Genomic DNA, 12,057 nt, shown 5'->3' with positions numbered 1-12,057 from the left:
TTTAATATTACAATTAATTAATATCTGCGCAGCCAGTTACCTGAAAAAAGGGTAGCTGGCTGCTGTTGTTTTAAGGGTTTATTTTACTGTCTGTGGTTTATTCTGTTCATGCCGGGCATATTTAACAATGTGGTTTTCTGATAAATGCATAAAAGAAAAAAAATTCTGACTAACTGGCGTAAAATTCTGGTCTGGGTGGCTGTTATTCTGACAATCGCTAAAGTGTGGTTGCCGGAAAGTATAATTACACCTTTAGCGGAATGGACACAGAAAGCGGACAGTATTGTGCGCTCTGTACAGGATTTACTTAATGGTAAGCCGCCTGTAAGAGGAAAAAAGTGGGCAGTAGCCAGTAAAGGACGCTATTCCGGTAATGTTGACAGTGTGCATGACGGAGATACTGTGCATATCAGAGACAAGGACGGGCATATGCATAAAGTTCGTCTGGCTAATATTGATGCGCCGGAAATCAAACAAGCTTATGGTATAGCCAGTCGCGATGCCTTAAAAGCACGTATTGAGGGTAAGTATGTTGATGTCAATGTGGTTGCTATAGATCAGTATCAGCGTGAAGTTGGTCAGATTATATTGAATAATGCAGATATTAACTTATGGATGGTTCAGCAGGGATATGCATGGCATTACGACTCAATTGCTAAAAAGCAGCAGGATCGATTAGGTTTTGGCCGTTATCAAAGTGCTCAGATACAGGCGCGCCAAAATCGTCTCGGTTTATGGCACAATGCCAGTGCAATAGCACCGTGGCAGTTTCGTCAGCAACAAAAAAACCGATAATGGTTTAATTTCATGAATGCACAAAAGCGCAAGAAAATATTCACTCGTTTGCAGGCTGTCTGTCAGAATCCGACTACAGAGCTGATATATCATTCACCATTTGAATTATTGATAGCAGTTATGCTCTCGGCACAGGCAACAGATGTTTCTGTCAATAAATGTACTGTACATTTATTCCGAATGGCACCCACAGCACAAGCCATGCTGGAGTTAGGAATAGATAAAGTTATGGAGTGTATTCGGACGATCGGTTTATATAAAACCAAAGCCAAACATGTGATGGAAACTTGCCGGATTCTGGTGCAGCAGTATAACGGAGATATACCGCAAACCAGAGAAGAGCTGGAGGCATTGCCGGGAGTAGGGAGAAAAACGGCTAATGTTGTCCTGAATACAGCTTTTGGTCATCCAACGATTGCAGTAGATACGCATATTTTCCGGGTATGTAATCGTACTGGTCTGGCACCGGGTAAAACGGTACGTGAAGTTGAGGATAAATTAATGCAGGTGGTGCCGAAACAGTTCAGACTTAATGCACATCACTGGCTTATTTTACACGGACGTTACATATGTAAAGCGCGTAAACCGCTGTGTGAGCAATGTCTGATAAATGATTTGTGCGAGTACCCGGCAAAGTCGACTTTAACCGTCTGATTGTGTAACTTAACGCCTCTTTTCGTTACAATATTATTAATCTTTGCTTGTGTAAGAAAACAAAAAAGTTAGGGAAGTGGATGCGGATAAATCGCAAATATATGTTGACGGCAATTTTGTCAGTGTTGTTGGTAGCAGCAGGTTGTGACAGGCTGGAACAATGGTTTGGTAAAAATAAGGACGGTCAGGGTTTTGTGAAGGAAATACCTGCCGGTACTGATGGGAACAGCAATCAGGTAGCTATGTTGTTGCCCGATTTTACCCGGCTGGTCGACCAGCAAGGTCCGGCAGTAGTCAATATTCAGGCTACACGCAATAACCGTAATATCGATAATGAAGCCGGTCCGGATGCTTTGCCTGACAATGATCCGTTTTACGAATACTTCAAACGCCTTTTGCCAAATGTACCGCAAACCCCGCAGGCAAATGATGATGAATATAATTTTGGTTCAGGTTTTATTATCAGTAAGGATGGTTATATTCTTACCAACACTCATGTAGTCAACGGTATGAATAATATTAAGGTTTTACTGAATGACAAACGTGAATTTCAGGCAAAACTGATTGGTGCTGATGCTCAGTCTGATGTTGCATTATTAAAAATCAGTGCAAATGAATTACCGGTTGTAGAACTGGGTAATCCTGAAGAATTAAAAGTCGGAGAATGGGTAGCGGCCATTGGTGCGCCGTTTGGTTTTGATAATAGTGTGACTGCCGGCATCGTTTCAGCCAAAGGACGCAGTCTGCCGGAAGAAAACTATACGCCGTTTATCCAGACTGATGTGGCTATTAATCCCGGAAATTCAGGTGGACCTTTATTTAATCTTAAGGGACAGGTAGTAGGAATTAACTCACAGATATACAGTCGCAGTGGTGGCTTTATGGGTATTTCTTTTGCCATTCCGATTGATGTGGCCATGAATGTAGCCGAGCAATTGAAAACATCAGGTAAGGTACAGCGTGGTCGGCTTGGGGTAGTTATTCAGGAAGTCAACTATAATCTGGCCAAATCTTTTGGTCTGGATAAAGCCAATGGTGCGCTGATTACTCAAGTTGTTGCCGGCGGACCGGCAGCTAAAGCAGGCTTATTATCCGGTGATATCGTACAAAGTGTGAATGGCGATGAGCTAAAGAATTCAAGCGATTTGCCGGTGAAAGTTGGTTTACTTCCACCAGGTAAGCAAATCGTTCTGGGTATCTGGCGTAAAGGTAAAAAAGAAGAAATCAAGGTAACGCTGGATAATGTGTCTCCGGCTGTAGCTAATCCGGCCAGTTCTGCCAGTAGTACCATTATGCCAACTGACGGAACCAGTTTTGCTGAACACCGTCTCGGTCTGGTATTGCGGGCAACAGCTCAGGGGCTGATTATTGAAGACATCAGCGGGCTGGCTGCACAGGTAGATTTACGTCGTGGCGATATTATTATCGCCGTTGGTCAGAAACTGGTACATGATGAAAAAGATTTTGATAATGCAGTAGCAGCCAGTGGAAAAAATGTACCTCTGTTAATCAGGCGTGCAAACAATACCCTGTTTATTGCTATGATGCTGCCGTAATTTTTTCATAAAGATACAGTCCTTAGGATATGTTCTAGTTGGGTCATCAGTTAATCGCACAGGTCGTTTACACCATTATGCAGGTTTTATTAATTGTTCCATCGTTAATGATGGATCACTTTCTGGTCAGACCACGCGATTCATTCAGAAAAATTTTGGAATAATTTATGTTGTCAGTACATCCCAAAGCATTAGCACGTGGTCCGGTTATGGCTGATGTGGCAGAGTTCAGGTTAAGTGATATCGAACGTGAACGTTTATGTCATCCGGCCATTGGCGGTGTGATTCTGTTCCGGCGCAATTATCAGTCCCGTGCTCAGTTAACCGAGCTGGTTACGGAAATTAAAGCATTAAGAACACCGGAGCTTATTGTCGCTGTTGATCATGAAGGCGGGCGGGTACAGCGCTTTATTCCCGAATTTACCCGATTGCCGGCCATGCGTACTCTGGGACAGTGCTGGGAGCAGCATGGTGCAGCAATGGCCGACAAAATGGCCGAAACGGTAGGCTGGGTACTGGCTACTGAATTACGTGCCTGTGGCATAGATTTATCATTTACGCCTGTTCTGGATTTGGACTGGGGTGAATGTGCTGTTATCGGTAATCGCAGTTTTCATCAGCAGCCGGCTGTAGTCAGCTCTCTGGCAGTAGCTTTGCAACGTGGTCTGGCTCGTGGTGGTATGGCTTGCTGTGGCAAACATTTTCCCGGGCATGGAGCCGTCAGTGGTGACAGCCATCTTACTTTACCGGAAGATAACCGCAGCTGGGAAGAGTTATGGGCTGATGATATTCAGCCATTTAAAGATCTAATTCATAATGGTATGCCGGCACTCATGCCCGCACACGTGGTATACCCTAAAGTTGATCCGACAGAACCGGCAGGATTCTCCACTATCTGGCTAGGTGGTGTTTTGCGCGATAAAATGCAGTTTGACGGGGTAATTTTCTCTGATGATTTAACTATGGAAGGAGCCAGCTGCGCCGGTGATATCCATGCACGTACAGCGCAGGCTTTTGGTGCCGGCTGTGATATTGCTCTGGTATGTAATAAACCAGACTGGGTAGATAATCTGCTGACCGATTTTGTCTGGCCGGATATCAGCCGGCTGGCACAGCGCTGGCAAATGATTGCCGGTAAGGGGAGTGCAACAGAATATATTGCTACTATGCAGACACCTGAATTTCAGGCAGCTCAGCAACTGGTAGCCAGTCTGGCCTCTGCTCAGGATACTCTCAATGGTGTTCAGGTAGGCGAAGCCTGCTAATTAATTTTCCGGACAACAAAAAAGCCATAGTCAGACTATGGCTTTTTTAAACTGCCTAACAGATATCAGGCATTTTTAAAGTCGATTACCATACGACCAGTAAACTTACCGGCAGTCATTTCATCGAAAATATCATTGATATCTTCCAGAGGGCGCATAGTTACTTTTGGTACTACTTTACCTTCTGCACCAAACTGGAATGCTTCACGCAAATCTTCACGTGTACCTACCAGTGAACCTACCACTTCAATACCATCCAGAACCAGACGCGGAATATTCAGATCCATAGTGTCAACTGGCAAGGCTACAGCAACAATACGTCCGCCGGCACGAACAGAGGCTACGGCTGAATTGAAAGCAGATTTAGCTACAGCTGTAACCACAGCAGCGTAAGCACCACCTACTTTTTCCTGAATGATTTCTTCTACTTTTTCTTTAGCAGGGTTCAGAGTCATATCTGCACCCATTTCGCGTGCCAGCTCAAGTTGTTTTTCATTAACATCAATAGCAATTACTTTAGCATTAAACACGTTTTTGGCATACTGCAACGCCAGATTACCTAAGCCACCAAGTCCATAAATCGCAATCCACTGACCCGGCTGGATGTGTGATACTTTGATTGCCTTGTAGGTTGTCACACCGGCACAGGTAATACTGCTGGCTGCTTCAGAACTCAGTCCGTCTGGTACTTTAACTGCATAATCTGCTACAACGATACATTCTTCAGCCATACCACCGTCTACAGTATAGCCGGCATTTTTAACTTCACGGCAGAAGGTTTCGCGACCACTGTTGCAATATTCACAATGTCCGCAGCCTTCAAAGAACCAGGCAACACTGGCACGGTCACCCACTTTTAAAGAAGTAACATCTTCACCTACAGCAGTTACAACCCCAATACCTTCATGTCCCAGTGTTACACCAGTTACGTCGCCAAAATCCGCATTTTTTACATGCAAGTCGGTATGGCAAACGCCACAGCATTCCATTTTCAGCAATGCTTCATTGGCTTTCAGCGGGCGTACAGCTTTATCCTGGATGGCAACTTTTTTGTCTTTTGTTACTACGGCTGCTTTCATAATGAACCCTTTTCATCAGTAAAGAAGAAGTGTTTAGTCTGTTAGTTTCTGTTCTCAGATAAACAGACCGGTACAACCAGAAAATCATTTACCGGATAAAATCGATACCGGTATAAATATAATCCTGAATAAAAATGACAGAAAAGTATACAGAGGTGTAAATGTACCTCATATTACCGATTAAATGTCATTTAAAACAGGATTAAAATATTTATTTTCTACCAGTTATTCTGACAGATATATCAGTGCAGTACCAGCACTGGTATATAAAATAATTGTAACTCTAAATAAAGCATCTGCGTAAGACTTAATTGCAGCAAAATACCATATACTTATAAGAAATTTTAATAAATTTCAATGATTCCTTTTTGCTATTATCCTACTAATCAGATCTGCTCAGGTAAGAAAACATAAAATCTGCATAGAGGCTGCACACCTAAATTAAGACAATAAGACAGTATGCAAAATTAACTATCACATGGGTAAACATCGCTGGAAATCAGGAATAGTATGACTGCCAGCATATACATCTGATTCATACACCTATCTGGGTTCGCTGATTTCACTGATAGTGAAATCTGGTAATTATGTCATCTGTGTGTATCCTGATAAGATGCTTTTATAGTCAGTTTTTAAGTTTGAAAATATAGATGTCCGAAGTTCTGTTATCGGCGGAGCAGGAATTTTAAAAGCCAGTACTGGTTCTCAAGCCTGTTTCTAATCGAAAAAGCCACTAATCCTGAATAGGCCGGATAAAGCATGTTATGATGCGCTCGCCTAATGATCCTGAAACTGAAATTAGATAAACAATATCATGAATACCCAGACTAGCCGGCGCAAACGCGTTCTTAATGGCGTGCTGTTACTCGATAAAGACAGCGGAATGAGCAGTAACAGTGCTTTGCAGCGGGCGCGCTTTTTATATGGTGCGGCCAAAGCAGGGCATACCGGTGTACTGGATCCGCTGGCAACAGGTTTGTTACCCGTATGCTTTGGAGAGGCAACTAAATTTGCTCAGTATCTTCTGGATGCAGATAAAGCTTATATAGCGACTTTACAGCTGGGTGCGGCTACCAGCACAGGTGATGCTGAAGGTGAAATCGTTGCCACTTCCGATACTGTGATTACACTGGCGCAGGTACAGGCAGCCATTTCTGCTTTTAGTGGTGAAATTACTCAGACACCGCCTATGTATTCAGCTATTAAATATCAGGGCAAGCCATTATATGAATATGCCCGTGCAGGTATCACCATCGAACGGAAAAGCCGCCAGGTAACGATTTATCAGATAGATATTATTGACTTTACTTTCCCGCGGCTGGTTATCAGTGTGCGTTGCAGTAAGGGAACGTATATACGTACTCTGGCTGAAGATATGGCCAAATATATGGGAACTGTAGCGCATCTGACTGCATTACGCCGCACTGCTACTGCCGGCTTTACCATTGAACAGACTCATTCACTTGCTGCAATCAGTAATCTGGATGAAGCTGCACGGGATAACTGGCTTTTGCCTTGTGATGTACTCGTACAACATTTTCCGGCTGTCACTCTGAATGATAAAGATATTTTGCAGTTACAGCATGGTGTAGCCGTGCATTCTGAGCAAAATTATGGCACAATGTGCCCCTTGCGTATTTATGCTGTTGATGGCCGCTTTATCGGGCTGGTGCAATATCAGGCTGCCAGCAGGCGTTTGAAAGTGCTGCGTCTGATGAATACGGCTTATATCAGTTAAATATGTATCCGGAGTTGGTATTTGTTAATGACATATATTAGCTTGGCCAACTTGTCTGCCGTAAGGCTTTTTTTAAGAGTAAATTACATGTTATCTGTTGAACAAAAAGCACAAATTATTAAAGATTATCAACGTGCCGAAGGGGACACTGGTTCTTCTGAAGTACAAATCGCGTTATTGACTTTCCGTATTAATGATCTGACTGGTCACTTTAAAGCTAACCCGAAAGACCATCACAGCCGTCGTGGTCTGTTGAAAATGGTTAGCTCCCGTCGTCGTTTGCTGGCCTACATCCGCCGCACTAAACCGGATACCTACCGCGAATTGATTGCACGTTTGGGTCTGCGTAAATAAGCATTCTCCATCTGAAAAAAAGCCGTCTTTTTAAAGACGGCTTTTTTATACCTTATCGTACCTTTCTATTTTGAGCGAACAACAAAGGCAATTGGCCAAGACATGGACAGCCTTCGGGATGTCTATAACAAGCTTAAAACAACGGTAGAGAACAGGTTGAGCGTGCGGCAGGATACTTGACCAGAAGGGAACTGAAAGGGTTGCGATTGCGCTGAGTAATGATAAAGATGATGACGAACCAAGTATGTGACAAAATTGAAACAAAATAAATTTTAACGTATTGACTTATAATTTAGTTAAAGCGTTTAATTTCTTTATCAATACTGGCAGTTTTAAGTATATCAGCAGTAACTGCTACCGCTGCTGACCAAAAGCATTCTAGTGTAACTAGTATGTTGAGTAGTAAGAAACAGAATCAAAAACAAGATAATGAAGGATTGCTGCGTTTATCAGTAAGTCAGCTTAAACGGTGCAGCCAGCAACATAATCGTTGTACTGAAGGCCTTATTCCTAATATAGGGTTTCATCAGTGTTATGCAGCCTATACGTATTGTCTTGGCCCTGATAGTGGAGGTATTTTTGACTTACCTGGAGGGGCGGCGAATCATGATTGGTAATGGATATGGACAAATCAGAGTTTTCTCATGAGCAACTAGTTGAGATTAACCAGAGAGCTAATGAATTAGGTAAGGCTCTTGATCAATTTGCTCTAGATTTACGACATAAATATCATTTTTACCCTGATCTAACTGTTCATGCATGTGGAACAGCTTTAGGTAATATGATTAACATAAATATGCTTGTCTATCATCTGTGTCCTGAATTAGCACCACCATATTTACATGGTACTGATTATTCCGTTGTTGTTGAAAGGATCAAACAAGAAAAACAAGAGTTTGATAATGAGATAGCGCGATATGAACAGAAATAGGCTGCAAAATCTTTGTAAAATTAAAAAAAGCCCCAAACGGGGCTTTTTTTGTTTAGCTTACAGTCTATGACTTAATCGCGCTTCAGCATGTGCCATAAAATTTAATAGCTCGCTTATGATACAGACAGCTTGTAATTGTCGTAGCGCCCCTGTTTCAAGCCACGTTTTATCTTCTGCCAGAAAGAGCAGGCAGCGGCATAAGCACTATAACTAATACCTTGCACGCTAAATGCTTTAGCTTTCTGTTTTTGGTTAAATCTTAGCTGTATCCAGCGTATTTCGCGCTTACATTTTCTAAAATGAAATATCAATATTAAAATCAGTATTGGTATTGATTTGTTCAACTGCCGGAGCAATTACGAATTTTTTAAGGCTACTAATTTCTTTGTATTTGTCGCCAATAGCCTTGAATCAAGGCTGAAAAATCAATACTACACACCGGCAGAAGAGAAATGCAAACAAATCTGAATTATCCTATTTCGTTATATAAATCGGGATTTAAACGCGCATTCTGTGTCTGACACCAGTCCAGATGATCCTTATTTAAATGAAAAGCTTTTGCCTGAAATTCTTTCAAAGCTTCCTGCTGTTCTATCTTGCGAGTATATGAGCGTACAAAACGGCGTACTTCATTGGATGTTTCCAGAATCAGACCGGGTACAGACTGTGGCTTACCAGTGGCAGAATCAATGGCGACCATGGTGAAATAACTGGAATTACTATGACGAATTTCTCCGGTAACCAGATTTTCCGCTTCTACACGAATACCAATCATCATGGACGATTTGCCTACATAATTGACTCGCGCTTTAATGGAGACCAAATCACCCACATAAATTGGCGTACGGAAATTAACAGTATTAATAGCTGCTGTTACCGTTACAGAACGTGAGTGTTTACAGGCACATGCATACGCGGCCTGATCCATTAAGGCCAGAATACGTCCGCCAAAAATAGTGCTGTTTGCGTTGGTATCTTCCGGATGCATCACAACAGATAACAGTACATCACTGTCAGTTGGTTTTTTATACAAAAATTCAGACATTATTTTGTCCTCAATAATACAGGTACAGCCAGATCCGGTTGAACCAATATGGTGATTTACATTAATAAAATCAATTCTAACATACAAGCAAATAGTTTTAATATTAATGATTTTTGGTAAAGAAAAAATGTTTGGTCAATAGAAATATTTTTATGGCAGATTGAAAAAGACCAAAAATGCATATCCTGAGCTTAACCAGCGTCGTGACAGTCATTGAGTTTGCGATAAGGTAAAAAATATATGTTAGAATTTGACCATAATACAAAATGTATTTATAGCCTGTTACAGGCTTGATTAAAACCTCATTAATAATCATTTTGCAAATCACGCCCGGCCAGAAACCCTACCTATGTATATGCCTGTTACGTGTACATTGTTAGGTTTTTTAGCAGGTGCGGTATCTGCAAAAAATTAGAATGGAAAAACAATATGTTTGATAAACACATTAAAACCTTTCAATACGGCAATCAGACAGTTACTTTGGAAACTGGTGAAATTGCCCGTCAGGCAGCCGGTGCAGTAAAAATTTCCATGGGCGATACTGTGGTACTGGTAGCCGTTACAGCTGCTAAAGAAGTCAAACCTGGTCAGGATTTCTTTCCGCTGACCGTAGACTATCTGGAACGCACCTATGCAGCCGGTAAAATTCCGGGCGGATTTTTTAAGCGGGAAGGCAAACAGAGTGAAAAAGAAATCCTTACCAGCCGCCTGATTGACCGTCCGATTCGTCCTTTATTTCCGGAAGGTTTCTACAACGATATTCAGATAGTTGCCATGGTAGTATCAGTTGATCCGGAAATTGATTCAGATATTCCGGCTATGCTAGGTGCTTCAGCTGCACTACTACTAACAGGTGTACCTTTTGCCGGTCCGATTGGTGCAGCTCGTGTCGGCTATGTCAATGGTGAATATGTTCTTAATCCGACTAAAACACAGCTGGCTCAGTCACAACTGGATTTAGTTGTTGCGGGTACAGAAAAAGCCGTATTAATGGTGGAATCTGAAGCAGATGTACTGTCTGAAGAAACCATGCTGGGTGCAGTAGTATTCGGTCATGAACAGATGCAGGCAGCCATCCGTGCCATCAATGAATTTGCAGATGAAGTTAATCCGGAAATGTGGGACTGGCAGGCTCCTGTTGCTGATGAAAGCCTGATTGCCAAAGTACGTGAGCTGGCTGGTGCAACAATTGATGAAGCATTCAAAATCAAGCAAAAACAAGCCCGTACAGCAAAACTAGATGAAGCATGGTCTGCTGTTGAAGCGGCTTTGATTACCGAAGAAACTGATACATTACTGGCTAACCAGATTCGCGGTATTTTCAAAGATCTGGAAAAAGAAGTAGTTCGTGGCCAGATTCTGGAAGGCCAGCCGCGTATTGACGGCCGTGATACCCGTACTGTTCGACCTATTAATATCCGGACCGGCGTGTTACCGCGTACACATGGTTCTGCCTTGTTTACCCGTGGTGAAACTCAGTCACTGGCTACAGCAACACTGGGCACTCAGCGTGATGAACAGATTATCGATGCTCTGAGTGGTGAATATACCGACCGCTTTATGCTGCATTACAATTTTCCGCCATACTCAACCGGTGAAGTAGGCCGTATGGGTGCACCAAAACGCCGTGAAATTGGGCACGGCCGTCTGGCAAAACGTGCACTGCTGGCTGTATTGCCTGATGTTGAAGATTTCAGCTACACCATGCGTGTGGTGTCTGAAATTACTGAATCCAATGGTTCTTCTTCCATGGCCAGCGTATGTGCCGGATGTCTGAGTTTGCTAAATGCCGGCGTTCCTTTGAAAAGCCATGTTGCCGGTATAGCCATGGGTTTAATCCTGGATGGCAATAAATTTGCTGTACTGACTGATATTCTGGGCGATGAAGACCACCTTGGTGATATGGACTTTAAAGTTGCTGGTACCACTACAGGTGTGACTGCTCTGCAAATGGATATCAAAATTCAGGGAATTACCAAGGAAATCATGCAGATTGCACTGGCTCAGGCGAAAGAAGCTCGTTTGAATATTCTCGGACAAATGCAGGAAGCAGTAAAAGGTCCGCAAGAATTATCTGCACATGCACCACGTTTATTTACCATGAAAATCCATCAGGACAAGATTCGTGATGTTATTGGTAAAGGCGGTGAAACCATCCGTGCATTAACCGCAGAAACCGGTACTGAAATTAATATTGCCGAAGATGGTACAATTACCATTGCAGCCAGCACCAGTGAAGCAGGAGAAGCGGCCAAACGCCGTATTGAAGAAATTACTGCTGAAGTAGAAGTGGGTAAAGTATACGAAGGCACAGTAATCAAGATTCTGGATAACAATGTTGGTGCTATCGTATCAGTTATGCCGGGTAAAGACGGCTTGGTACACATCAGCCAAATTTCACATGATCGTGTGAAAAATGTAAGCGATTACCTGCAAATTGGTCAGCAAGTTAAAGTAAAAGCACTGGAAATTGATGATCGCGGCCGTGTACGCCTGTCAATCAAAGCTTTGCTTGAAAAGGCACCGCAAGAACCAAAACCGGCTGAAAATTAATCATTAATATTGAGTATTCAAGACTGCCTTACATGTAAGGCAGTCTTTTTTTGTAGCAAAATAGGAGTATTACATCATTTATAAGGG

The 12,057-nt window shown here is 42.5% G+C and carries 12 protein-coding genes; 9 read left to right on the top strand and 3 right to left on the bottom strand.

Features of this window, described 5'->3' with window-relative positions; genetic code table 11:
* Positions 1–144 precede the first annotated feature (144 nt).
* From H3T84_RS05420 to nagZ, 4 genes are all read left to right on the top strand, one after another.
* Positions 145–795, top strand: a complete 651-nt coding sequence (locus tag H3T84_RS05420; protein WP_025330291.1) for a thermonuclease family protein — start codon at positions 145–147, stop codon at positions 793–795.
* A gap of 12 nt (positions 796–807) precedes the next feature.
* Complete coding sequence (gene nth, locus H3T84_RS05415; protein ID WP_198218470.1) at positions 808–1,449, top strand: endonuclease III; 642 nt, start codon at positions 808–810, stop codon at positions 1,447–1,449.
* Positions 1,450–1,535: 86 nt separating this feature from the next.
* A complete protein-coding gene (locus H3T84_RS05410) occupies positions 1,536–3,005 on the top strand; it encodes a DegQ family serine endoprotease (RefSeq protein ID WP_198218606.1) in 1,470 nt (489 codons plus the stop codon).
* Positions 3,006–3,172: 167 nt separating this feature from the next.
* The gene (gene nagZ / locus H3T84_RS05405) at positions 3,173–4,270 is read left to right on the top strand and encodes a beta-N-acetylhexosaminidase (protein ID WP_232346118.1); all 1,098 of its coding nucleotides are present in this window, start codon (positions 3,173–3,175) and stop codon (positions 4,268–4,270) included.
* Positions 4,271–4,335: 65 nt separating this feature from the next.
* Here the strand turns inward: nagZ and adhP are convergent, their stop codons facing one another.
* On the bottom strand, positions 4,336–5,349 hold the full coding sequence (adhP, locus tag H3T84_RS05400) for an alcohol dehydrogenase AdhP (RefSeq protein ID WP_025330295.1): 1,014 nt from the start codon (positions 5,347–5,349) through the stop codon (positions 4,336–4,338).
* 814 nt (positions 5,350–6,163) lie between these two features.
* Here adhP and truB point away from each other — a divergent pair.
* The 4 genes from truB to H3T84_RS05380 all read left to right on the top strand — a co-directional run bounded on the left by truB (position 6,164) and on the right by H3T84_RS05380 (position 8,372).
* A complete protein-coding gene (gene truB / locus H3T84_RS05395; protein WP_198218469.1) occupies positions 6,164–7,087 on the top strand; it encodes a tRNA pseudouridine(55) synthase TruB in 924 nt (307 codons plus the stop codon).
* A gap of 87 nt (positions 7,088–7,174) precedes the next feature.
* The gene (gene rpsO / locus H3T84_RS05390) at positions 7,175–7,441 is read left to right on the top strand and encodes a 30S ribosomal protein S15 (protein WP_025330297.1); all 267 of its coding nucleotides are present in this window, start codon (positions 7,175–7,177) and stop codon (positions 7,439–7,441) included.
* A gap of 392 nt (positions 7,442–7,833) precedes the next feature.
* Positions 7,834–8,058, top strand: coding sequence for a hypothetical protein (locus H3T84_RS05385; RefSeq protein WP_100126403.1), 225 nt, complete (start codon positions 7,834–7,836; stop codon positions 8,056–8,058).
* Entirely contained in the window at positions 8,058–8,372 is a 315-nt protein-coding gene (locus tag H3T84_RS05380) for a hypothetical protein (RefSeq protein ID WP_041879136.1), read from the top strand. The genes H3T84_RS05385 and H3T84_RS05380 overlap by 1 nt, the downstream gene beginning before the upstream one ends.
* Before the next feature lie 294 nt (positions 8,373–8,666).
* Here the strand turns inward: H3T84_RS05380 and H3T84_RS12420 are convergent, their stop codons facing one another.
* Positions 8,667–8,774 carry a RepB family plasmid replication initiator protein gene (locus H3T84_RS12420; protein ID WP_110414477.1) on the bottom strand — a complete coding sequence of 36 codons (108 nt, stop codon included), beginning with the start codon at positions 8,772–8,774 and terminating at the stop codon, positions 8,667–8,669.
* A 67-nt stretch (positions 8,775–8,841) separates the two neighbouring features.
* Complete coding sequence (locus tag H3T84_RS05370; protein ID WP_198218468.1) at positions 8,842–9,417, bottom strand: acyl-CoA thioesterase; 576 nt, start codon at positions 9,415–9,417, stop codon at positions 8,842–8,844.
* 429 nt (positions 9,418–9,846) lie between these two features.
* Between H3T84_RS05370 and pnp the strand changes: the two genes are divergently transcribed.
* A complete protein-coding gene (gene pnp, locus H3T84_RS05365) occupies positions 9,847–11,970 on the top strand; it encodes a polyribonucleotide nucleotidyltransferase (RefSeq protein ID WP_198218467.1) in 2,124 nt (707 codons plus the stop codon).
* The last annotated feature ends 87 nt before the right edge of the window (positions 11,971–12,057 follow it).

It is taken from the genome of Snodgrassella sp. M0110 (genome assembly GCF_016101465.1).
GTDB lineage: Bacteria > Pseudomonadota > Gammaproteobacteria > Burkholderiales > Neisseriaceae > Snodgrassella > Snodgrassella alvi.
This window is presented reverse-complemented; position numbering and strand designations above follow the sequence as displayed.

What these genes read in the sequence shown, in the direction of transcription:
- H3T84_RS05420 (WP_025330291.1), top strand. Translation starts at nt 145, where the DNA reads ATGCATAAAAGAAAAAAAATTCTGACTAACTGGCGTAAAATTCTGGTC.
- nth (WP_198218470.1), top strand. Translation starts at nt 808, where the DNA reads ATGAATGCACAAAAGCGCAAGAAAATATTCACTCGTTTGCAGGCTGTC.
- nagZ (WP_232346118.1), top strand. Translation starts at nt 3,173, where the DNA reads ATGTTGTCAGTACATCCCAAAGCATTAGCACGTGGTCCGGTTATGGCT.
- adhP (WP_025330295.1), bottom strand. Translation starts at nt 5,349, where the DNA reads ATGAAAGCAGCCGTAGTAACAAAAGACAAAAAAGTTGCCATCCAGGAT.
- truB (WP_198218469.1), top strand. Translation starts at nt 6,164, where the DNA reads ATGAATACCCAGACTAGCCGGCGCAAACGCGTTCTTAATGGCGTGCTG.
- rpsO (WP_025330297.1), top strand. Translation starts at nt 7,175, where the DNA reads ATGTTATCTGTTGAACAAAAAGCACAAATTATTAAAGATTATCAACGT.
- H3T84_RS05385 (WP_100126403.1), top strand. Translation starts at nt 7,834, where the DNA reads ATGTTGAGTAGTAAGAAACAGAATCAAAAACAAGATAATGAAGGATTG.
- H3T84_RS05380 (WP_041879136.1), top strand. Translation starts at nt 8,058, where the DNA reads ATGGATATGGACAAATCAGAGTTTTCTCATGAGCAACTAGTTGAGATT.
- H3T84_RS05370 (WP_198218468.1), bottom strand. Translation starts at nt 9,417, where the DNA reads ATGTCTGAATTTTTGTATAAAAAACCAACTGACAGTGATGTACTGTTA.
- pnp (WP_198218467.1), top strand. Translation starts at nt 9,847, where the DNA reads ATGTTTGATAAACACATTAAAACCTTTCAATACGGCAATCAGACAGTT.